General features: G+C 71.3%; 22 protein-coding genes and 1 pseudogene. 14 read left to right on the top strand and 9 right to left on the bottom strand.

Annotation, left to right across the window (positions count from 1 at the left end; translation table 11 throughout):
- Positions 1-103: 103 nt before the first annotated feature.
- Entirely contained in the window at positions 104-724 is a 621-nt protein-coding gene (locus tag I8920_RS05950; RefSeq protein WP_198658220.1) for a hypothetical protein, read from the top strand.
- A gap of 4 nt (positions 725-728) precedes the next feature.
- Here I8920_RS05950 and I8920_RS05945 read toward each other — a convergent pair whose 3' ends face one another.
- The 3 genes from I8920_RS05945 to I8920_RS05935 all read right to left on the bottom strand — a co-directional run bounded on the left by I8920_RS05945 (position 729) and on the right by I8920_RS05935 (position 2,086).
- On the bottom strand, positions 729-1,163 hold the full coding sequence (locus I8920_RS05945) for a hypothetical protein (RefSeq protein ID WP_198658219.1): 435 nt from the start codon (positions 1,161-1,163) through the stop codon (positions 729-731).
- 96 nt (positions 1,164-1,259) lie between these two features.
- Positions 1,260-1,706 carry a DUF6264 family protein gene (locus I8920_RS05940; protein WP_198658218.1) on the bottom strand — a complete coding sequence of 149 codons (447 nt, stop codon included), beginning with the start codon at positions 1,704-1,706 and terminating at the stop codon, positions 1,260-1,262.
- Complete coding sequence (locus I8920_RS05935) at positions 1,706-2,086, bottom strand: DoxX family protein (protein ID WP_198658217.1); 381 nt, start codon at positions 2,084-2,086, stop codon at positions 1,706-1,708. The genes I8920_RS05940 and I8920_RS05935 overlap by 1 nt, the downstream gene beginning before the upstream one ends.
- Positions 2,087-2,176: 90 nt before the next feature.
- On the opposite strand from I8920_RS05935, the gene I8920_RS05930 reads away from it, so the two are divergent.
- A complete protein-coding gene (locus I8920_RS05930) occupies positions 2,177-2,509 on the top strand; it encodes a hypothetical protein (RefSeq protein ID WP_198658216.1) in 333 nt (110 codons plus the stop codon).
- A 6-nt stretch (positions 2,510-2,515) separates the two neighbouring features.
- Here I8920_RS05930 and I8920_RS05925 read toward each other — a convergent pair whose 3' ends face one another.
- Complete coding sequence (locus I8920_RS05925; RefSeq protein ID WP_198658215.1) at positions 2,516-3,016, bottom strand: DUF427 domain-containing protein; 501 nt, start codon at positions 3,014-3,016, stop codon at positions 2,516-2,518.
- 123 nt (positions 3,017-3,139) lie between these two features.
- Here I8920_RS05925 and I8920_RS05920 point away from each other — a divergent pair, with 123 nt between their 5' ends.
- Positions 3,140-4,552: an amino acid permease gene (locus tag I8920_RS05920; RefSeq protein ID WP_198658214.1), complete on the top strand. Its 1,413-nt coding sequence runs from the start codon at positions 3,140-3,142 to the stop codon at positions 4,550-4,552.
- A gap of 43 nt (positions 4,553-4,595) precedes the next feature.
- On the opposite strand, the gene I8920_RS05915 is transcribed toward I8920_RS05920, so the two are convergent.
- Together I8920_RS05915 and I8920_RS05910 are read right to left on the bottom strand one after the other, a co-directional pair.
- Entirely contained in the window at positions 4,596-5,582 is a 987-nt protein-coding gene (locus tag I8920_RS05915) for an AraC family transcriptional regulator (protein WP_198658213.1), read from the bottom strand.
- Between the two features lie 106 nt (positions 5,583-5,688).
- Positions 5,689-5,886: a hypothetical protein gene (locus I8920_RS05910; RefSeq protein WP_198658212.1), complete on the bottom strand. Its 198-nt coding sequence runs from the start codon at positions 5,884-5,886 to the stop codon at positions 5,689-5,691.
- A gap of 123 nt (positions 5,887-6,009) precedes the next feature.
- Here I8920_RS05910 and I8920_RS05905 point away from each other — a divergent pair, with 123 nt between their 5' ends.
- The 3 genes from I8920_RS05905 (at position 6,010) to I8920_RS05895 (ending at position 10,795) form a co-directional block, all read left to right on the top strand.
- Positions 6,010-9,456: a DEAD/DEAH box helicase gene (locus I8920_RS05905; RefSeq protein ID WP_198658211.1), complete on the top strand. Its 3,447-nt coding sequence runs from the start codon at positions 6,010-6,012 to the stop codon at positions 9,454-9,456.
- Positions 9,457-9,516: 60 nt separating this feature from the next.
- Positions 9,517-10,287, top strand: coding sequence for an HNH endonuclease family protein (locus I8920_RS05900; RefSeq protein ID WP_198658210.1), 771 nt, complete (start codon positions 9,517-9,519; stop codon positions 10,285-10,287).
- A 91-nt stretch (positions 10,288-10,378) separates the two neighbouring features.
- On the top strand, positions 10,379-10,795 hold the full coding sequence (locus tag I8920_RS05895; RefSeq protein WP_198658209.1) for an SseB family protein: 417 nt from the start codon (positions 10,379-10,381) through the stop codon (positions 10,793-10,795).
- A gap of 32 nt (positions 10,796-10,827) precedes the next feature.
- Here I8920_RS05895 and I8920_RS05890 read toward each other — a convergent pair whose 3' ends face one another.
- The 3 genes from I8920_RS05890 to I8920_RS05880 all read right to left on the bottom strand — a co-directional run bounded on the left by I8920_RS05890 (position 10,828) and on the right by I8920_RS05880 (position 15,674).
- A complete protein-coding gene (locus tag I8920_RS05890; RefSeq protein ID WP_198658208.1) occupies positions 10,828-11,685 on the bottom strand; it encodes a nuclease-related domain-containing protein in 858 nt (285 codons plus the stop codon).
- 207 nt (positions 11,686-11,892) lie between these two features.
- Positions 11,893-15,387 carry a TM0106 family RecB-like putative nuclease gene (locus I8920_RS05885; RefSeq protein WP_198658207.1) on the bottom strand — a complete coding sequence of 1,165 codons (3,495 nt, stop codon included), beginning with the start codon at positions 15,385-15,387 and terminating at the stop codon, positions 11,893-11,895.
- Positions 15,388-15,455: 68 nt separating this feature from the next.
- The gene (locus I8920_RS05880) at positions 15,456-15,674 is read right to left on the bottom strand and encodes a DUF1653 domain-containing protein (protein ID WP_198658206.1); all 219 of its coding nucleotides are present in this window, start codon (positions 15,672-15,674) and stop codon (positions 15,456-15,458) included.
- Between I8920_RS05880 and I8920_RS05875 the strand changes: the two genes are divergently transcribed.
- The 8 genes and pseudogenes from I8920_RS05875 to I8920_RS05840 form a co-directional block, all read left to right on the top strand.
- Positions 15,658-16,290: a hypothetical protein gene (locus I8920_RS05875; protein ID WP_198658205.1), complete on the top strand. Its 633-nt coding sequence runs from the start codon at positions 15,658-15,660 to the stop codon at positions 16,288-16,290. The genes I8920_RS05880 and I8920_RS05875 overlap by 17 nt on opposite strands.
- Positions 16,291-16,392: 102 nt before the next feature.
- Positions 16,393-16,911 carry a hypothetical protein gene (locus I8920_RS05870; protein WP_198658204.1) on the top strand — a complete coding sequence of 173 codons (519 nt, stop codon included), beginning with the start codon at positions 16,393-16,395 and terminating at the stop codon, positions 16,909-16,911.
- Between the two features lie 161 nt (positions 16,912-17,072).
- Positions 17,073-17,516, top strand: coding sequence for a DNA mismatch endonuclease Vsr (vsr, locus tag I8920_RS05865; RefSeq protein ID WP_198658203.1), 444 nt, complete (start codon positions 17,073-17,075; stop codon positions 17,514-17,516).
- A 63-nt stretch (positions 17,517-17,579) separates the two neighbouring features.
- Positions 17,580-18,044: a thioredoxin family protein gene (locus tag I8920_RS05860; protein ID WP_198658202.1), complete on the top strand. Its 465-nt coding sequence runs from the start codon at positions 17,580-17,582 to the stop codon at positions 18,042-18,044.
- Entirely contained in the window at positions 18,041-18,520 is a 480-nt protein-coding gene (locus tag I8920_RS05855; RefSeq protein WP_198658201.1) for a DUF4395 domain-containing protein, read from the top strand. The genes I8920_RS05860 and I8920_RS05855 overlap by 4 nt, the downstream gene beginning before the upstream one ends.
- 103 nt (positions 18,521-18,623) lie before the next feature.
- The gene (locus I8920_RS05850) at positions 18,624-19,223 is read left to right on the top strand and encodes a hypothetical protein (protein ID WP_198658200.1); all 600 of its coding nucleotides are present in this window, start codon (positions 18,624-18,626) and stop codon (positions 19,221-19,223) included.
- Positions 19,220-19,834, top strand: coding sequence for a hypothetical protein (locus tag I8920_RS05845; RefSeq protein ID WP_198658199.1), 615 nt, complete (start codon positions 19,220-19,222; stop codon positions 19,832-19,834). Before I8920_RS05850 ends, I8920_RS05845 begins: the two co-directional genes overlap by 4 nt.
- 70 nt (positions 19,835-19,904) lie before the next feature.
- A pseudogene (locus tag I8920_RS05840) lies at positions 19,905-20,081 on the top strand (NUDIX domain-containing protein); the annotation flags it as partial.
- Between the last annotated feature and the right edge of the window lie 123 nt (positions 20,082-20,204).

The raw sequence follows: 20,204 nt of genomic DNA, 5'->3' as shown, positions 1-20,204 counted from the left end.
CACGGCGGGCCGCCGCACGGTTCCCAGGAGGTGCCCGTACGCTCGTGCTGCTCTTCCTGCTCCGCCCGTCCAGCACCCGCCCAGCCCGTCGAGAGGTCCCGCCATGCGCCGTGTCGGCATCACCCTCGCCTCGGTGTTCGGCGCCGGGGTCGTGGCGGTCGGCATCGGCGTGGTCGTCCTCGTGGTGATCGCGGTCAACTCGATCGCCGGCATCGCGAAGTCGAGCGCCGCCACCCCGACGCCCGCGTGCCCGGCCGTCGCCGCGAAGACCGTGGGCGGCATGGTCGTGCCCGCCGGGCCCGTCGGCGGCTTCTGCCAGGACCGCCTGGTGAACGCCGCGCACGTCGTCCGGGCGGCGCAGGCACTGGGCATCGGGCCGCACACCCAGGCCGTCGGGGTGATGACCGCGATCGGCGAGTCGAGCCTGGTGAACCTGGACCACGGCGACGCCGCCGGCCCGGACAGCCGCGGCCTGTTCCAGCAGCGCGACAACGGTGCGTGGGGCACGTACGAACAGCGGATGGACCCGTACACGGCGGCGTCGATGTTCTACGCGAAGCTCGTGAAGATCCCGGGCTGGAAGACGATGACCCCGACACAGATGGCGCACGCGGTGCAGGTCAACTCTGATCCGGACCACTACGCGAAGTCGTGGCCCGAGGCGAAGGCGATCGTCGAGGAACTCACCGGCGCGACCGTGCCGGACATCGCCCCGCAGGGCTGAGCGGTCACGAGGCCAGCGCACGCGCACCCTCGTCGAACTCGATCACCGCCGTGCCCCCGGTGTGCACGACGACCTGCGCGCGGAGCCGGACGGACTGCTCGTCGAGGGCACACGCGCACGCGTCGATCCACCCCCAGTCGGCCGGTGCGAGCCGGTCGGCGTCGGGGCGTTCCCACGCCAGCACGACGTCGGCGGCACCGAGCTGCGTGACGACGTCTGCGATCAGGGCCGCGAAGTCCTCGACGTGCTCGTCCGGTTCGACCGGCAGGTCGGCGATCGGCAGCAGGAACGGGATCGGCATCCCGCGGTCGTCGAGGAAGAGCACCCAGCACTGTGGTCGGATGGCCCGTTCGATGACGGCGGTGACGAGTCGGACGACGTCGTCGTCGGTGCGGACGGGTTCTCGGATGAGACGGTCGAGCATGTCGGTGTCAGGCATGCCCCCAGCGTGGCCGGACCGCCGCCGCCGATGACCTGCGCCGGGACTCCTGTGGACGGATCACCGCACCCGCGCTGCCTGTGGAGGAGAGCCGGGTCAGATGCCGCGCGACACCGAGCTGTCGACGAGGAGCATCGCCGCGAAGAACACCACCACGACGGCCGCCATGCCGACGAGCACCACCGGCCACGTCAGCCGGCGCCGGACGAGCCGCAGCACGCTCACGACGAGCGTCGCCACGAACAGCACCGCGACCAGGATCGGACCGGCGACGACGACCGAGTCACCGAGCGCCGCGTTGCAGGAGTTCCCGGGTGCCGCACACGACACGAACGCCAGCGACAGGAGCTTGATGCCCCAACCCGCCGCCAGCGCCTCGACCGTGAGCACGACGAGCAGCGCCGTGGAGGCGACCAGGTCGGCCACGCGACGACGACCGGCCAAGGGGTGCCGGGCCTCCCGGCCGAACCGCGCCGGAGCGGACGCGAGCGGGTCCGGGCCGGCCGCAGCCGACGGCCCCGTCCGCTCCGCCGACCCAGCCATCAGGGACGCCGGCCGCGCGTCGACCAGAGGGCGAGCGCGATGAGGAGCGGCTGGCCGAACAGGCGGCCGAAGCGCTTCTCGTCGGTGTCCAGACCGAACGCGTCGCGACGGTTGACCCACTGCGACAGGTTGCCGGGGAAGATCACCGTGAAGAACAGCGCGGCGACGTTGCCGACCAGCCGACGGGACGGCTTCGGCGCGAGCACGAGCGCCGAGCCGAGCGTGATCTCCGCCACCCCGGACGCGAGCACGGTCGTGTCCTCGTCGAGCGGGACGAAGTCGGGCACCTGGGCGGTGAACTCCCGACGCGCGAACGTGAGGTGGCTGGTGCCGGCGAACACCAGTGCCAGGCCGAGCAGGACGCGGAAGAAGGAGCGCATGCCTCCATGGTGCCCGCTCGCCGGACCGTGCGCCCACGCGACGCTCCCCGGGCGTGTACGGATCGCGGTCTGCTCGCTAGATTCAGACCCATGGGAGCTGCCGCAGGGGACCACGAACCACCGGCGGCACCTGCGACCGTCGCGGTGCTGCTCGCCCCGCTCGCCTTCTACCTCGGCATCATCGTCCCCGCGCAGTCCACGGTGCGGCACGTGCTGCTCGGCGCGGTGTTCGGGCTGGTCTGCGTGCTGAGCGGGATGCGGGCGCTCCGGATCGCCGGGCGTCGCCGTGCGGTGCGGGTGTGGGCGTGGGTGGGCATCGTCATCGGTACCGTCGGCCTGGTGATGCTCGTGTGGCAGGTGCTCGTCATCGTGACGGGTGGTGCGTTCCCGCCGCCGTTCTGGTCGCCGTACGCCCACCGCTGACGCGGGTCACCAGCCGAAGGTGCCGGCCCCGCCCTTGAACGGCCCGACGATGTCGGCCGTGATCCAGCCGCCGTAGAAGTCACCTTCCTGCGCCTGCACGACCTCGCCGCCGACCTCGCAGGAGTCCATCGCCGACGGGTAGATCGCCACGTGGTCCCGCAGCGACTCGTACCCGGGCTCGGGCGTCGGGTAGTCCCAGGCGGCTCGGCTGGCGACCGTGCCGTCACCGCCGACGACGTCGAAGTAGCGCGCACGGCCCTTGAACTCGCACATGCTCGAGCCCTCGGCGCGGACGAGCGAGCCCTCGGCCATGTCGGCGACCGGCAGGTAGTAGACCGGCGGGTGCGACGTCTCGAGCACCCGCACGGCGTCGGTCGTGTCCGCCACGACCGTGCCGCCGAGCCGGACGACCACACGGTCGGTCACGGGCTGCACGGCCGGCGGGCGGGGGTAGTCCCAGACCGATTCCTGTCCGGGGCCGGGTTCGATCCGCTTCGGGTGACGCATGCACCTCGTCTACGCCCTCTGCCTGCGCTCAGCCCGGACGGCGGGCGTGTCCTGCTCCGGTGCCGACCCGTCTCGGTCCGATGGAACCGTGCGCCGATCGCCCGCCGGGTGCACCATGGGCGGGTGACGACGACGACACGAACGCTCTTCCGACGGAAGCCGATCGACACCATCGACGACGAGACCGGGGGCGAGGGCGGCCTGAAACGGCACCTCGGCCTCTGGCAGCTCACCGCGATCGGCATCGGCGGGATCATCGGCGCGGGCATCTTCACGCTCGCCGGCACCGTGGCGAACGGCGTCGCCGGCCCCGCGGTGCTCATCAGCTTCCTGGTCGCGGGCGTCGCCAGCGCTGCCGCGGCCCTGTCCTACGCCGAGTTCGCGGGCCTCATCCCCAAGGCCGGCAGCGCCTACACGTACGGCTACGCCGTGCTCGGCGAGATCGTCGGCTGGTTCATCGGTTGGGACCTGCTGCTCGAGTACACGGCGATCGTGGCGGTGGTCGCGATCGGCATCTCCGGCTACGTCGGGTTCCTGGTCGGTCAGTTCGGCATCGACCTGCCCGCCTGGATGCTCGGCGCGCCCGGCACCGGTGACGGCCACGTCGTCGACGTCTTCGCGATCATCCTGTGCCTGCTCACCGCCTTCGTGCTCACCCGCGGCATCCGCAGCGCCGCACGGTTCGAGTTCGTCGCCGTCGGCATCAAGGTCGCACTGGTCGTGCTCATCGTGGTGCTCGGCGTGTTCCACATCAACAGCGCGAACTACTCCCCGTACTTCCCGTTCGGGTTCGGCGGCGTGATGACGGGCGCCGCGACCGTGTTCTTCGCCGTGTTCGGCTACGACGCGATGTCCACCGCGGCCGAGGAGTCCACCGACGCCCGCAAGCACATGCCGAAGGCGATCCTGCTGTCCCTGGGCATCTCGATGGTGCTGTACGTGCTGGCGACGCTCGTGCTCACCGGGATGCAGAAGTACACCGACATCGACCCGGCGTCGGGCTTCTCGTCGGCGTTCGCGTCCGTCGGGCTCGGCGGTGTCGCGAACGTCATCGCGATCGGGGCCATCGTCGGCATCGTCACCGTCCTCGTGACCTTCATGCTCGGTGCCTCGCGCGTCTGGTTCTCGATGAGCCGCGACGGCCTCATGCCGAAGTGGTTCGCGAAGACCGACCCCAAGCGGCACGTCCCCACCCGCGTCACGTGGATCCTCGGCATCGCGTCGGCGATCCTGGCCGGCGTGCTGCCCATCGGCGTCGTCGCGGAGCTGACGAACATCGGCATCCTGCTGGCGTTCGTGGTGGTCTGCTCCGCCGTGATCGTGCTGCGCTACCGGCAGCCCGACCTGGACCGCCAGTTCCGGCTGCCGTTCATGCCGGTGATCCCGATCATCGGTGTCGTCGCGTCGCTGTGGCTCGTGACGTTCCTGCAGTGGGAGACGTGGGTGCGGTTCGGGATCTGGTTCGCGATCGGGCTCGGGGTGTACTTCGGCTACTCGCGGCGGCACAGCGAGTTGGCGAAGCCCGCGAAGGACTGACGACAGCGCCGCGCGAGACGGCGGCGCAGCCGCGCTCCGGCCCTCAGCGCCGCAACGTCTCCCGCGGGTACTCCCCGAACCGCGCCGCGTACACCGACGCGAACCGCCCCATGTGCGCGAACCCCCACCGACGCGCGACGTCGGCCACCGAGGTCGCGTGCGGGTCGAGCACGACGAGCTCGTCGCGCACCCGCCCCAGCCGGACCTCGCGCAGGTACGTCATCGGCGAGCGCTCGAACGCGCGCTGGAACGACTCCTGGATCCCGCGGATGCTCAGCCCGGCGGCGGTCGCGATGTCCGCGACGGTCAGCGGCTCGTGGGCGTGCGCCTGGATGAACTCGACCGCCGCGCGCAGCCGGCCGTCGCTCCGCGTGCCGTACCCGGCGGGGAAGCGCTCGGCCTGCATCGGGTAGAGCCGGAGCAGGGCGCGGGCGACTCCTCGCTGCGCTTCGTGCCACGCGAGCGACTGGTCGCCCTCCTCGCGCAGGGCGCGGACGGCACCGGCCACGGCCGTCCGCCACGCACCGATCGCGGCCGCGTCGGGCTCGGCCCGCCAGTCGAAGGTCAGGGTGCCGTCGACAAGGTGGTCCTCGGCGGCGACGTCGAGCACCAGGTCCCGACGCAGGTGCACCAGGCGCTGGTCCCAGTCCTGGTACTCCATCTCGAAGCGGCGCTCGACGGGGAACATCGTGGGGACCCCTGGTCGCATGCGGACCTCGTCGCGGCCGACGTCGACGCGGGCCTGCCCGGACTCGAGCCACTGCACGACGACCTCGCCCTCGGTGGCGACGTCGCCCCGCAGGTAGCCGTGCATCTGCGAGCGGCGGATGCTCAGTTGGTCGTCACCGACGGCGACGTACTTGTACCAGTAGTCCTGGTCGAGGGGCCGGGAGTACCAGGCCTTGCCCGCGTACATGCCGGCGAGCGAACTGATCGCGGAGTCGGTGTCCTGCCCGGCGACCGCGATGAGGGATCGTGGAGGCGTGTCACGGGGAGCGGGTGTGACGGGCCCGGTGCTGTTGGCGCTCATCTGGACTCCTCTCCCTGCTCGATCAGAAGGGTGCGGGAGCACGCGGTCTGTACTCCCCACGCTAGGGAGGGTCACCGCGTCCGACAAGCCAGCTTCGTTCCCTGGCCTAACGGCCGGTCCAGCGCACCCATCCGTGCACCTGGGCGGCGGCGCTCTCCAGCGAGGAGTGCGCGCCGACGAGCGAGTGGTCCGGCGAGTCGACGGTGTACTGCGCGCTCCGCGTGACGTCGCAGACGAGCTCCGAGTCGAGCAGCACGTTCCAGTGGTCCTCGGAGTCGTGCACCCAGTGCAGGCGGTCCGGCATGAGCGTGTCCAATCCATCGTGGACCGCAGTCGTCGCGTCCTCCCCGGACGGTAGTCCTGTCGCTTGACAGGGCTCCCGGGTGGCGGTGCGGGATGGTCGGTGGTGGCTGGCACGATGGGGTCCGTGCCAGCAGCCCCGATGATCGACGCCGTCGACGTCATCCGTTTCGTCGGGCCGCAGACCTTCGGCCGTGCACGCGACGTCGTGCGGGCCGGCCTGGTGGACGACGCCACCTGGCACACCGACGACGGCACGGTCACTGCGACCGTCTCCGGCACCGCCGACGACCCCTACGAGTTGCGGATCGACACCACCCCGGCCCGTGGCGACTTCGTCCGCCCGGTCCGGAGCACCTGCAGCTGTCCCCTCGGCGGCGACTGCAAGCACGTGGCCGCCGCGCTGCTCACCATCAACGCCCGCGCACTCGCCGCGAACGCCGGCCCACGCCCGGAAGCGCCGGCTCCGCCACCGTCGGACTGGAGGCACGACCTCGCCCGCCTCGCCGGTGACGACGAGCAGGCGGTCACCCCGCAGGGCACGCGGATGGGTCTGCAGTTCGAGTTGCGTGACGCGGTCCCGGCCAGGCTCGCCTCCCGCGCTCGCGCGGCCGGCAGGGCGCTGCCGGCGCCGTCGCGCTCCGTCCGGCTCGGGGTCCGCCCGGTGACCCGCAGCGACGCCGGCAACTGGGTCCGAGGGCAGCTGACCTGGGGCACGCTCCCCTACTCGCAGAACCGCCTGGGCGTCGGTGCCGACCAGCACGCCTGGTTCCTGCAGCTCGCGGCCCTGCACCGTGCCGGGCAGCTCGCTGGGCTGCCGGGCGAGAGCGACTGGCTGCACCTCGACGACTTCCGCAGCCCGCTGCTGTGGCCGCTGCTCCGGCAGGCCGCGGCGCTCGACATCGCGTTCGTCACCGGCAAGCGTGAGGGCGGTGCGGTCCTCGGCGAGCAGGCGCAGGTGCTGCTCGACGTGGCGCGGCACGACGGCGCCGTGGTGATCGGGGCGAGCGCCGTGCTCGACGGCCGGCCCGTCGTGCCCGGAGCCGCGCGGATGATCGGCGACCACGGCGTCTACGTCTTCCGTGAGGCTCCCGACTTCACCGTCGGCCTGGCTCCGACACCCGCGCCCGTGCCGGCGGACCAGCGCCGGATGCTGCTCGAGGGGTCGCGCATCACCGTGCCGGACGCCGAGGTCGACGAGTTCCTGGCCGACTGGTCGCCCCGGCTGCGCGGTGCCCTCGGCCTGGTCAGCTCCGACGGGTCGGTGGAGCTGCCCGAGCGCACGCCGCCGGAACTCGTGCTCACCGCGACGTTCGAACCGGCCCGGGCGCCGCGCACCGACGACCGGGTGCACCTGCACTGGCGCTGGCACGTCGACGGTCGGAAGGACCCGGTCTCGCTGCACGGACCGCTCCCCGACCTGTCGGTGCTCCGCGCCGCCGACGATCCTGCGGACGACGACGATCCGGCCGGCACCGACGTTCCGTCCGGCACCGACGCCGGTCCCGTGGCGGACCCGGCCGCGGCGGTGGAGCCGACCACGGCGGCGACGCAGGCCGACGACGCGGCACAGGCCGGGCCTCCCGACCGGCCGACGGGACCGGGTGGCGGACTGGACTGGTTCCAGGACGGCACCATCGACGGGGCCGACGTCGCGGTGTTCGCGAACGAGCTGCTGCCGGAGCTCCCAGCGCTCGGCATCCGCACGGTGGTGCAGGGTGAGCGGCTCGACTACGAGCGGTTGAGCGGACGGCCGCACATCCGTGTGACGACGATGCCGTCGGACAAGCACGACTGGTTCGACCTCGGCATCATCGTCAGCGTCAACGGCAAGCACATCCCGTTCACGCCGCTGCTCACCGCGCTCGCGAGCCGGCAGCGACGGTTGAAGCTCGTCGACAACTCGTACCTGTCCCTCGCCGACCCCGCGTTCGACCGGCTCAAGGAACTCATCGACGAAGCCCGCGACCTGGACGAGTGGGAGCCGGACCAGCCGATCGCCGTGACCCCGCTGCACGCCGGACTGTGGTCGGAGTTCGACCTGCTGGCCGACGAGACGTCGCACGACGAACGCTGGCAGGCCGTCACCGCCGGACTGCTCGGGGCGACTCCCCCGGGCGACGTCGCCGTGCCGGACACCGTGCACGCCGAGCTGCGGCCGTACCAGCACGCCGGGTACGCCTGGTTGTCGTTCCTGGCCTCGCACGGCATCGGCGGGGTGCTCGCCGACGACATGGGGCTCGGCAAGACGCTGCAGGTGCTCGCGATGATCGCCGCCCGTCGTGCCGCCGAGCCCGCGGCGCCGCCGTTCCTCGTCGTCGCGCCGACCTCGGTCGTGGGCAACTGGGCGGCCGAGGCGGCGAAGTTCGTGCCGTCGCTGCGGGTCGCCACGGTCACCTCGACCTCGTTGAAGGACCCGGGCCTCGTCGCCCGGACGGCGTCGCAGGCCGACGTCGTCGTCACCTCGTACGCGCTCCTGCGGCTCGACGCCCAGGCGTGGACCGACCTGCCGTGGTCGGCACTCGTGCTCGACGAGGCGCAGTTCGTGAAGAACCCGCAGTCCCAGACCCACCGCGTGGCGTCGGAGCTGCAGGCACCGGTGAAGTTCGCGATCACCGGCACCCCGCTCGAGAACGGGCTGACCGACCTGTGGGCACTGTTCCACATCGTCGCGCCCGGGCTGCTGTCGAGCTGGACCCGGTTCGGCGACGACTACGTGAAGCCCCTCGCCTCCCCCGACCTGCGTGGCGAGGCCCGGCAGGAGCTCACCGCGCGGCTGCGGCGACGGATCCGGCCGCTCATGCTCCGGCGCACGAAGGAGGCCGTCGCCGCCGACCTGCCGCCCAAGCAGGAACAGGTCGTCCGCGTCACGCTCGACCCCGCGCACCGGGAGCTGTACGAGCGCACGTTGAACCGGGAGCGGCTCAAGGTCCTCGACCTCATCGACGACCTGTCGAAGAACCGGATGATCGTCTTCCGGTCGCTGACGCTGCTGCGCATGCTCGCGCTGTCGCCGGCACTGGTGTCGTCGCCGCCGAGCGACTCGGACGTCTCCGCACCTCCGATCCCCTCGGCCAAGCTCGACCTGCTGCTCGACGAGCTCGAGCAGCTCGCCGCCGAGGGTCGCCGCGCCCTGGTGTTCAGCCAGTTCACCTCGTTCCTGCGCATGGTGTCGGACGCCCTCGACGCTCGAGCGATCGGGTACGAGTACCTCGACGGTTCCACGCGCAAGCGCCCCGAGGTCATCGAGCGCTTCCGGCAGGGCACCGCGCCCGCGTTCCTCATCTCGCTCAAGTCCGGCGGGTTCGGGCTCACCCTGACCGAGGCGGACACCGTGTTCGTGCTCGACCCGTGGTGGAACCCCGCCGCCGAGTCCCAGGCAGTCGACCGCACGCACCGCATCGGGCAGACCCGGTCGGTCACGGTGCAGCGGTTCATCGCCGAGGACACCATCGAAGAGAAGGTGCTGGCCCTCGCCGCGAAGAAGGCCGAACTGTTCGCCACGATGATCGACGACGACGCCCTGTTCGCCGACGACCTGACCGCCGACGACATCCGTTCCCTGCTGGCCTGAGCCGCCGGCCCGTTCCACGCCGCACCACGTTCCGCCCCGCACCACCTGGAGTCCCACCGCATGACGTCCCGCCGACGCCGCAGCCGCATCACCCTGACCTCCGTCATCGTCGTCCTGGCCATCGCCCTCGGCGGGTACGCGCTCGACGCCACAGGCGCCCTGGGGCCCGACGCCGCCGGTGAGCCCGCCGCCCGGGACACGACCACGAGCCGACCGCAGGGCGCATCGACGGAGCCGAGCCGGGCCTCCAGTCCGACCGTCAGCCGGGGCACCGACACCGATGCAGCCGCCGCTCGCGCGTTGCTCGCCGACCTGCCCGTCAAGGGCAAGGCGGCCGGCACCGGCTACGACCGCACCGGCCAGTTCGGCAGCGCCTGGCTCGACGTCGACCGCAACGGCTGCGACACCCGCAACGACGTGCTGGCCCGCGACCTGACCGGCATCACGCGCGAGGGGCGCTGCAAGGTCTTGACCGGCATCCTCGTCTCGCCGTACACGGGCGCGACCGTCGACTTCGTCCGCGGCAACACGACGTCGACGCTCGTGCAGATCGACCACGTCGTCGCGCTCGAGAACGCGTGGCGCACCGGCGGGCAGCAGCTGTCGCAGGACACCCGCGAGGCGCTGGCGAACGACCCGATGAACCTGTTCGCGGTCGACGGGCGGTCGAACTCGCAGAAGGGCTCCGGCGACGCCGCGACCTGGTTGCCCGTGAACAAGGCGTTCCGCTGCACCTACGTCGAGCACCAGGTCACGGTGAAGGCGAAGTACCGCCTGTGGGTCGCACCGGCGGAGCGGGACGCGATGGTACGGGTGCTCGGCGCCTGCTGACGCTGGGCGGTCGGTCACTGCTGGGCGCGGGTCCTGGCCTGGAGGCCCGGCTCACCCTGCTCCGCTGGCTCACCGTGACAGCATGGCTGGCGTGAGTACCGATCAGACGAACGGATCAGCCTTCGGCCGCGGCGTCGACAAGGCGCCGCCGAGCGCGGCCGCCGAACTCCGACGGCGGATGGCCGCCTCGCCGGCGGGCTTCCTGCGCAGCGCGGCGTGGGTCCCCTGGAAGCCGGAGGGCATTCCGGAGGGCGGCAGCGTCGCCCACGTGATCATCCGGGACAAGCCGTTCGTGCCCGTCTTCACCGACCCCGCCGAGCTCGCCGCCGGGCTGCCCGACAACGAGGGGCGTCCGGTGCCGATGTCCGAGCTCGTGTCCGCACTGCCCGAGGAGTTCGGCATCGTGGTCGACCCGACGAGTGCTGCCGACGCGAACTTCCTGCACGCGGACGTCCTCGCCGAGATGCGGGCGCAGATGCAGGGCGGAGTCCCGACCGACGACGACTGACCCGGACTGTCTGCGGCTCGGAGCATCCGTCGTCAGGCAGCCGCCATCGCCGTCGCGGCGACCGCCCACCAGTACCCGAGCAGACCGCCCGCCGGAACGGCCAGCACCGCGAGGACCCGAGCGCGGCGCATGAGGCTCCGACGGGAGCGCGCGTCGGCGATCTCGCGTTCGAGTCGTTCGAAGCGCTGCACGTGGCGGAGGGTGTCGTCGATGACCACGGCATCCACGTGCCACGTGCCCCGTTCCTCGGCCAGCATCGAGAGGAAGCGCACGGCTTCGTCCGAGTGCACACGCGGCAGACCGCGGACCCACCTCCCCACGTGCTCGGGCTGGAGGATCACTGCTGCGGGCGACTTCTTGCCGAACCGGAGCTCCGCGGCCGCGACGACCAGGATCGGCTGCACGAGGATCGGAACCCCTGCTGCCGCCGACAGCAGGGACGTCGCGCGCTGCCCCTCGGTCAGCGCGCGGTGCAGGTGCGGCGTCCGCTGACCGTTCACCATCAACGTGCGTCCGCCCGCCCAGACCGCGTGACCGGAGTGGTTCTTCGTGTTGATCGAGAACACGCCGGTCGGACCGACCACGACGTGATCGATGTCCGTGGTGCCCGTCCCGATCGGAACGGCGTGCAGGACCGTGAAGTCCGGGCCGAGTTGCTCCAGCTGCGTCGCGACCTGCCGCTCGCCGATCGCGCCCGTGAACCAGGAACGGGCTTCGGGACGGAGCGGGTTGTGGCCCCAGAACCGCTGCCGGGCGGTCCGCGGGGGGCCTTCGGCCTGGATCGCGAGACACTGCTGCATCACGGCGTACCCGGGCTTCCGGGCGCGGAGGGTCAGCGGGGCCGTTCCCTTCGGGCGCTGCCGGTCGGCGGTGATCGTGTGTTCCCCCATGCCTCCACCGTTCCAGGGCGGTGGATCGTCCGGCCAGCCCTCGTTCTGGCGTCACGACGCGGCGGGGGCGGTCGTGTTTCCCGATCATTGACGGTTCTGGTTCACGATCCTCGGAGTTTGTGAACCAGAACCGTCAGGCGCTTCGGGGAGACCCGCCCTGCTCCCCGAGGACGACGCCGGCCGAGACCACGACGACCGCCACGACGGTCAGGCTGCCGGCGGCTCGACCAGCTCGATGAAGCGGGATAGCAGGGACAGCCCCGCGATCGACGGCGGCAGCCCCGTGGTGAGCGCCGGCGAGTAGACGAGGTACGCCGCCCACTGCGCCCGCGACAACGCCACGTTCAACCGGTTCGGCATGAGCAGGAAGTCGAGTCCGCGTGGGATGTCCGCCGCGCTCGACGCCGCCAGTGACGTGATCGACACCACGGCCTCGCGCCCCTGGAACATGTCGACCGTGCCCACCTGCGTCCCACGGAGTCCGGCGCGGTCGAGGGCCTCGCGGACGAGCGCCCCCTGCGCGTTGTACGGCGCCACGACGATGACGTCCTCGTCCGTGAGCGCCCGTGACACATCGCCGTCGACCCACCGACGACCGACCAGGCCCCGTGCGAGTTCGACGACCCGGGCGGCTTCCTCCGCCGAGGACGTCGTGTTCCCCGCGTGCACCACCGGCAACGGGTGGACGCCCGGGTCGAGGTCGTCCAGGTGTCGCCCGCTGACGATCGAACTGAGCTGCCCGTCGTAGGACAACCCCGACACCGACGCCGTCAGCGCGGGCTCCATCCGGCGGGTGTGCGCGAGGAAGTAGCCGAACTCCGGCGGCAGCACGTGCTCGCCGTCCGCCAGCCACCCGAGCGCGGACTGGTCCACCGGCTCGGGGTGCGACCCCTGCGACACCTGCGGGAGCTGCTGCGGGTCGCCGAGCAGCAGCAGGCGCGTCGCAGCGACCGAGGAGGCGATGGTCGGCGCGAGCGAGAACTGCCCGGCCTCGTCGACGACGAGCAGGTCGAGGGAGCGCCGCGGGACCGTGCCCTCGTTCGCGAACGTCCACGCGGTCCCACCGACCACGCCCCCGGTCCCCGTCTCGGCACACGAGGACAGGAACGCACCGAGCTCGGCGTTGTTCTTCACGGGGGTCCACACGGCGGCCTCGAGATCGTCCTCGGTCGCGCCGGACTTCGGCACCTTCACCACCCGGTCGGCCGGCACCCCCGCTCGGACCACCGAGGCCAGGAAGTTCTCCGACGTCGCGTGCGACTGGCCGACCACACCGACCCGCCAGCCGTGCTCACGGACGAGCCGCGCGACGACGTTCGAGCCGACGTACGTCTTGCCCGTCCCGGGAGGACCCTGGATCGCCAGGTAGGAGCGGTCGAGCCCGAGCAGCGTCGTGACCACCGCGGAGACGGTGTCGTCGGCGGCCACGGGAGCGAGTGCACCGCGCGGCGGCACCCGGCGGAGCAGGTCGAGCGCGGGGTCGGGCAGCATCGACGGCCGGGCGTCGAGGACCTCCTGCCCCCACTCGGCGATCGCCTCGGGCTGGGGCTTCGCGCGCGGCGGGGCGGCCGGCGCGAGCGCGACCGGGACGTCGTGGTGCGGCTCCCCACCGCCGACCGGCAGGCTCTCCTTCACGATCACCTCGAACGCGTGACCGTTGTCGAAGGCGTCCAGCACGACCGCGCGAGCCGACGCACCCTTCGAACCCGGCGCCGGAGCGGTGACCGACGGCGGAAGCGGGTCGTCGTAGACCAGGTGGGGCGTGCCTCCAGGCCGGAGCCGCGAACCGGGCGCGAGCGTCCCCGACAACCGGAGCTCTCGCGACTGCGACCGGGCACGCGGCAGCGTGTCCCAGTCGCGCTCGACGGACGCTCGCTCGACGACCAGCACGTCGCGGGTGTCGGCCCAGTCGTCGACCGGGTTGCGCAGGCGGTCGAAGTGGTCCTGCCAGAAGGTCTTGGCCTCGCGGCGGTGGTAGTCGATCGCGGCGGCGGCGAGCGCCAACGCGGTCTGGTCGGGCGTGCGGTCGAGGGCGTCGACGTCGTCGAGTTCCGCGGCGAGCGCCGTGGACACCGGGTTCGGCTCGCGCTCGACCGGGATCGGCGGCAGCAGATCGTCCTGCTGGCTCGACTCCTCGCGCCGCGGGGGCCGCAGCGACAGCAGCCAGTCGCGCAGCCGGAGCGTCGAGCGGCAGTCGTACGCGTTGTAGTCGGCGACCTGGTCGAGCATCCGCTGCCCCTCCACCGCATCGCCGTTCCGGAGCTCCTCGATGGCGTCCACGTATGCGGTGATGCTGTCGGCGGCGTTCGTGACGTCGCTCTCGCGCAGGTCCGACCCCATGTACAGCGGCTCGAGCTTCTTGATGGAGTAGCTGCGGCTCCCGACGACCAGGGCCTTGCGGACGATCGGGTACAGGTCGACCAGCACCCCGGACCGCAGCAGGTCGTCAACGGTTTCCTCGCCCACGCCGTGCCGGGCGGCGAGGGACAGCAGGTGCGTCCGCTCGTACGGGGCGTAGTGGTAGATGTGCATCCCGGGGTACTGCTCGCGCCGCGCCTGGATGAACGCGAGGAACTGCTCGAGCGCGACCCGCTCATCGCGGATGGTGTGCGCCCAGAACGCCGTGAACGCGGCCTGGTCGTCCACCAGGCCGAACAGGTAGTCGAGGCCCCAGTGCACGCCGTCCTCGGTGTGCAGCGGGTCGCCCTCGAAGTCGAAGAAGACGTCGCCGGCGTCGGGCACCGGGATCGCGTCGAGCGCGCGCGGATCGAGGACCTCGAAGCGCGGCATGGCCGGGTGTCCGACCGCTCGGTGCGCGTCCAGATCGGCTTCGGTCTCGGTCTGGAGGCGCGCCTGACGCACCAGCCGATCTTGCGTGCTCCGCGACATGCCGGGTACGGCCGCGGTGCGCTCCGCCAGGTCGTCGATCGTCCGCACCCCCTGCCGGATCAGCTTCGTCCGCTGGTCGAGGCGCATGCCGGCGACGAGGACCAGGTCGCGGTGTTGCTGCACCTGGGTCTGGCAGATCGCGCACCGGCCGCAGCTGGAGTAGCGGGGGTCGCCCCAGTGGAGTTCTTCGTCGGCACCGAGGCGCTCCGCGATGACCCGCTGCAGCTCGGCGCGCTGCGTCCGGTACACCGGCGCGATGTCGGCGAGTTCGTGCGTGGTCGTCGTCCGGTCGCCGAGCACCAGGTGCACCTGCTCGCCCGTGGGGATGCCGTGCGCCTGCATCTGTTCGGCGTAGGCGGCGAGCTGCAGCAGGGCGCTGATCTTCGCGTGGCGGGCGAGCTTGGTGTCGTAGACCTCGTACTCGCCGCGGTCGTTGCGGATGATGAAGTCGGCGAACCCGATGAACCCCGGGTGCTCGGGCGTGGGCGGCTCGTGGAAGGTCGGTTGGTAGAGGACGTCAGCGCCGGTCTCGAAGGCCGTTCTGGCTTCGGCGGCTGCTCGGGCGTAGTCCTGCGGTGTGGGGCGATCGAACTCGACGACGTCGCGGGTCTGCTTGAGGATGTCGAGGTAGTCGAGCTCGTGCTGGTCCCCCAGGCGTGCGGTGCGCTCGAGCATGTCGTCGTGCTCGTCGGGCAAGGGGCCGCCGCGACCGAGCTTGGCGTCGAGCCGGCGGAGGAACGCCCACTCGCAGGCCGCCCACGTGCTCAGGTCACTCGGGCTGAGCAGCACGTGCCCGTTGACGCCGATCTGCATGCGCTCCCCCTTGCTCTCCGGTGCGCTGAAAGCCTAGGGGCGGGCGCCGACACCGGTTGCTCGGGCTGTCAGCCGCCGACCGGCACGAAGCGCGGCCCGTCGTACCCGTCACGGGCCACGTGCGCCGTGAAGTCCGCGAGCGAGCGGACCCAGTGGCCGTGCTCGCCGTACAGGGCCTGGTAGACGACCACCGGCTCCTCCGTCTCGACGTCACGGGCGACCAGGAGCACCTCGTAGTCGTTGCCCTTGAAGTGGCGGTACCGGCCGGGCGTGACATCGCTGTTCATGCGCATGATCGTACGGTCAGGAAACCCGGCGCACCGTACTGTGGACCGCGTGAGGGAACTGGACGACACCGTACGACGAGCACGACGCCGGACCATCGTGATCGCGACCGTCGGGTTCGTGATCGGCGCACTCGCCGGCGTGCTCCTGACCACCGGCGATCCGCCGTCCACACGGATCCTTGCCAGTCTCGGCATGGGCTTGAGCATCTGCGGACTGGGCGGCGCCTTCTCCCTGCTGCCCACGACCTTTCGACTCGGGCGCGAGATGCAGACCCCAGGGCGGACGTTCAACCAGCGCGAACGTCGCACGATCCTCCGCGCCGTCTACTCGGGGCGCCCGATCGAACCGCGGGACTCCGATCTCGCGCTCCCGGCCCGCGAGTCGGCGCGAGTCGCATCCACGACCCTGCCGGTCACCCTCGCCCAAACCCTGTTGCTGTTCGCCGGGATCGGGGGCCCACAGCTCCTGAACCTGCTCCGCGACGATGCCTGGAGCGCCGGCTTCAGCCGCATCTTCGTCGCCGCCATCATCGTCGCGTGCGTCGGCTTCAGCATCTCGTTCCGGCGGAACATCCGAGGCGCCCGCCGCTACCTCGCGGCATCCAGCGAGCGCTGACTCTGACTCTGACGCTGAGCCGCGCCGCACTCCGACGCCTCCACCGTCCTGGCCGAGGAAGGGCGACGTCCGTTCGGTACGGTATCCGACGGAGGGGGAACGATGAGCGACAGCATCAACACATGGGGCGGGACCGCGACGAAGGAGCACGAGGCACCGCTGTTCGTGGTGCGGCGGCCGAGGTTCCCGGGAGCGATCTTCACCGTCGTCGGCGCGGCTGGGGTCGTCATCGGCGTTCCCGGCATCGTCCTGCAGCAGGTGTTTGCCCCGGGCGCCGACAGCACCGCGTTCGGCTTCCTCGCCGGCCTCGGCGCGGCGATGTGGCTGCTCGGACAGGCACTCGCCGCAGGCCGGATCGACGTGTACGACCGGCACTACGACGTGAAGTCCGGATTCGGCCGTCTCCGTCGTCGCGAGGTGGACGACATCCACACGCTGCGGTACGGATCCCAATCGAACGGCGGACCGACGTTCATCAGCCTCACCGCGTGGAACGACCGGAGGAAGAAGCAGTTCATGGTCTTCACGATCTACCGCGGGTACGAGGAGTTCACCGCGTGGATCGCTGAGCGCCGACCCGAACAGTGGGCGGAGTGCGAGCGCCTCGGCATCCCCGAGTAAGCCTGCCCCGCCGTGGCTCGCGACGACACGGTCCGTCGAGCGGCAGGCGAGCGCGAGCAGCACCGCAGGAACTTCCTCCACAGTCGACGACCGAGCCGACGGTGTCCACCGCCCCCGGGCCGCCCGGCCGTCATCGACCGGTGTCTCGGCATGGTCGTGACATGGAGACCTGGGTTGCCGACGACGCGCGACGACTGCACATGGCACGGTTCGGCCGACGTGACACCGCACCGGAACTCGCCGTGCGGCGCGAGCTGCACCGCCGTGGCCGCCGGTTCTTCGTCGACCGACAGGTGAGCCGTCGGTGCCGCGTCCGTCCGGACCTCGTCTTTCCCCGAGCCCGGATCGCGGTCTTCATCGACGGCTGCTTCTGGCACCTCTGCGAGGAGCACACGCACCTGCCGAAGGCGAACGCCGAGCTGTGGCGTCGGAAGCTCCTCGCCAACCGCCAGCGTGATCTCCGCAACCAGGCGATCCTCATCGCAGAGGGCTGGCGCGTCATCCGGTCCTGGGAACACGACGAGGCCGTCTCCGTCGCCGACCGCGTCGAACACGAGCTCGATCGCTGGGCCTCCATCGCCTGCCAGGACCGCAGCAGCCCCTGATGCGCTCGCGTCACATCCGGTCACGTTCGCCGAGTCGTCACCCGCCGGGCGTACCGTCACCGCATGACCGTCGGAACCGCCGTCGCCGTCCTCGTGGGGATCCTCGCACTCGCGACCGTCCTTGGGCTGCTCCTGCGCCGACGCACCGGCCGTGCTGTACCCGCTGGCCACAAGATCAGCTCCGATGTCCCACGTGCCGACGGCCTCGCACCGGAGAGCGACTACGGCAGCGTCGCCACCCTCGTCCAGTTCTCCACCCCGACCTGCGCCCGCTGCCCGGGCACCCGCCGCCACCTCGACGCCCTCGCCGCCCGACACGACGGCGTCGCTCGACTCGAGATCGACCTCACCGAACGCCCCGATCTCGCGACCCGCTTCAACGTCCTGCAGACCCCGACGGTCCTGCTGCTCGCCGCCGACAGATCCGTCCACACGCGGTTCGGCGGGCCACCCCGCCCGCCCGAGCTCGCCGCAGCCCTCGACACCGTCCTCGTCACACGCACCACCGGTCCCCAGGAGTCCCGATGACCACCACGAACGACCCCGCCCGCGGCATCGACCCGCGCTCCCCACGCTTCGGCGCCGCCATCACCACGGTGCTGCTCGCCGCGACGATCGTCCTCACCCTCGTCCCCGAGACGTTCACCGTCGGCATCGTCCTGCTCGCCGTCATCGTGGTGCTCTTCGCCATCGGAGGCATCGCCGGCATCCGACGCCATCCCTACGGCGCCCTCTTCCGCCGCTTCGTCCGCCCGCGCCTCGCCCCGCCCGCCGATCTCGAGGCTTCGGAACCCCCGACCTTCGCCCAGCAGGTCGGCCTGTTCGTCACCGCGGTCGCCCTGCTCCTCGCGCTGCTCGGCGTGCCGTACGCCGCGCCGATCGGAGCCGCGGTCGCCCTGGTCGCCGCGTTCCTCAACGCCGTCTTCGACGTCTGCATCGGCTGCCTGCTCTACGTGTGGCTGGTGCGGGCGGGCGTCTTCCGTCCGCGGCGCGGCGTCGCCTGACGGCGTCCGGCCTGGAGGCCCGCCGCACCTCGACAACACCGCGAGCGTCCGACGGGTGCTCGGCTCCAGAAAACGGCTCTGCCCCGCCCCGTAGGGTGAGCGGGTGGGGGAAGACGAACGAATCATCCGGCGCGCGTGGCGTCGTACCGCCCTGGTCGTGTCGATCGCCGCGGTCGCGGGGGTAGTGGCAGGTTGGGCAACCTCGCGGCACGAGGACGGTTGGACCGTCGCCCTGGCGATCTTCACGTGCGTCGCCGTGCTGGTCGGCATGGCCGGGATGCTCTCGTTGCTCCCAACCAGTGCACGCGCGTCGTCGATCATCACGCAGGCGACCGAGGACCTGACGAGAGACCGTCGCAAGATCATCACGAGCGCCATCCGCTCGGGTGTTCCGCTCGCGGACGACGCCGGCCCCGAACTGCAGCACCGCGCGCTCACCCTCGCGCGCGGGACCGCAATGTTCAACGGGATCTTCCTGGGGCAGGGCCTCCTGCTCTTCACAACGGTCGCTGCTCCTCAACTCGCTCGTGTGGTCAGCGACGGCGGCGTGGTCTTCAGTCGGATCGTCCTGGCACTCTTCGTCATCGAAGTGGTGTTCGTCGCGCCGTTGCTGGTCGTCCGAGGCCGCCGAGCTCGGCGCTACGCGGAAGCCACCGCTGCCGAGAACGAACGCCGCGCGCCTGCTCCGGTCTCCGTCGCATGACCACCGTCACAGAGACAGCAGAGAAGCCCGAGGCGATCGCCCGCCGCGCCTGGCGCTGGACGGCCTGGATCATCTTGGCCGGAGCCCTCGTCGGCCTGATGGTGGGCGTCGTGGTCGGAACTCTGCTCGGAGACGCGCGCCGGGGCCCGGAATGGCCCATCGTGGTCGTCGGGTGCACCGTGGCGGCCGGAGGACTTGCCGGGGGGTTTTCGCTCCTGGCCACCACCTTCCGCCTGACTCCGCAGATGCAGAAGCCGACCGATGGGCTCTCGCGATTCGGCCGGAAGACGCTCGCGCAGGCGATCGCGAGCAGGGCCCCGATCGAACCGGCCGACTCCGACCTCGCACGACGGGCGTCCGAGCTCGCCCGTCTCCGCGCCGCCTACCAGCCGATCGCGCTCGGACAGTTCCTGCTGCTCGGCGTCGGCATCATCGGCCCGCAGCTCCCGAACCTCGTCGGCAACGACCCCTTCTCCGGCGTCTTCAGTCGGATCCTCTGCGGCGCACTCCTCGTAGCGGTCGTCGTCTTCACCCCGCTCTTCCTCCGCCAGTCGCGGGCTGCACGACGCTACGTACAGGCGGCCACCAAGGCAGCCGCTCGCCAGCGCTGATTGAGGAGGCCGCCGCGCGCAGCAACAAAGCGCAACTGCGCCACGCACCTCCGCGGCGCGAGTCGTAGCGGCCGTCATCCGACGCCCGGATGGGCGGTATTCGGCTTGCCGCCGAGCTGCGAGCAGATCAGCTGCGGGCCTTTGGGAGCTCCCAGGAGGGAAAACTCAGCACGGCGAGAACCCAGAACAGGCACCCGCGCGAAACTTCTGGAAGAACGTGGTCTCAACCTCGAAATCGGGCACATGATCGACGCAGGACAACGCTCACTTCCGACGGGACAACCGTCCTCACCTGCCAAATAGTTCCGATGGCCGACTCAGCGTTACCTCGAGCACCGACCACGATGAAATCGCCTGGTGTTGATGTAGC

The sequence above is a fragment of the Curtobacterium sp. YC1 genome (assembly GCF_016267665.1).
In the GTDB taxonomy this organism is placed as follows: domain Bacteria; phylum Actinomycetota; class Actinomycetes; order Actinomycetales; family Microbacteriaceae; genus Curtobacterium.
Note: the sequence above shows the minus strand (reverse complement) of the source record. Positions and strands in the feature narration are given on the sequence as shown.

Bases quoted from the DNA above. Each gene is read 5' to 3' on its own strand.
- I8920_RS05950 (WP_198658220.1), top strand. From the start codon at position 104: ATGCGCCGTGTCGGCATCACCCTCGCCTCGGTGTTCGGCGCCGGGGTC.
- I8920_RS05945 (WP_198658219.1), bottom strand. From the start codon at position 1,163: ATGCCTGACACCGACATGCTCGACCGTCTCATCCGAGAACCCGTCCGC.
- I8920_RS05940 (WP_198658218.1), bottom strand. From the start codon at position 1,706: ATGGCTGGGTCGGCGGAGCGGACGGGGCCGTCGGCTGCGGCCGGCCCG.
- I8920_RS05935 (WP_198658217.1), bottom strand. From the start codon at position 2,086: ATGCGCTCCTTCTTCCGCGTCCTGCTCGGCCTGGCACTGGTGTTCGCC.
- I8920_RS05930 (WP_198658216.1), top strand. From the start codon at position 2,177: ATGGGAGCTGCCGCAGGGGACCACGAACCACCGGCGGCACCTGCGACC.
- I8920_RS05925 (WP_198658215.1), bottom strand. From the start codon at position 3,016: ATGCGTCACCCGAAGCGGATCGAACCCGGCCCCGGACAGGAATCGGTC.
- I8920_RS05915 (WP_198658213.1), bottom strand. From the start codon at position 5,582: ATGAGCGCCAACAGCACCGGGCCCGTCACACCCGCTCCCCGTGACACG.
- I8920_RS05910 (WP_198658212.1), bottom strand. From the start codon at position 5,886: ATGCCGGACCGCCTGCACTGGGTGCACGACTCCGAGGACCACTGGAAC.
- I8920_RS05900 (WP_198658210.1), top strand. From the start codon at position 9,517: ATGACGTCCCGCCGACGCCGCAGCCGCATCACCCTGACCTCCGTCATC.
- I8920_RS05890 (WP_198658208.1), bottom strand. From the start codon at position 11,685: ATGGGGGAACACACGATCACCGCCGACCGGCAGCGCCCGAAGGGAACG.
- I8920_RS05885 (WP_198658207.1), bottom strand. From the start codon at position 15,387: ATGCAGATCGGCGTCAACGGGCACGTGCTGCTCAGCCCGAGTGACCTG.
- I8920_RS05880 (WP_198658206.1), bottom strand. From the start codon at position 15,674: ATGAACAGCGATGTCACGCCCGGCCGGTACCGCCACTTCAAGGGCAAC.
- I8920_RS05870 (WP_198658204.1), top strand. From the start codon at position 16,393: ATGAGCGACAGCATCAACACATGGGGCGGGACCGCGACGAAGGAGCAC.
- vsr (WP_198658203.1), top strand. From the start codon at position 17,073: ATGGAGACCTGGGTTGCCGACGACGCGCGACGACTGCACATGGCACGG.
- I8920_RS05860 (WP_198658202.1), top strand. From the start codon at position 17,580: ATGACCGTCGGAACCGCCGTCGCCGTCCTCGTGGGGATCCTCGCACTC.
- I8920_RS05855 (WP_198658201.1), top strand. From the start codon at position 18,041: ATGACCACCACGAACGACCCCGCCCGCGGCATCGACCCGCGCTCCCCA.
- I8920_RS05845 (WP_198658199.1), top strand. From the start codon at position 19,220: ATGACCACCGTCACAGAGACAGCAGAGAAGCCCGAGGCGATCGCCCGC.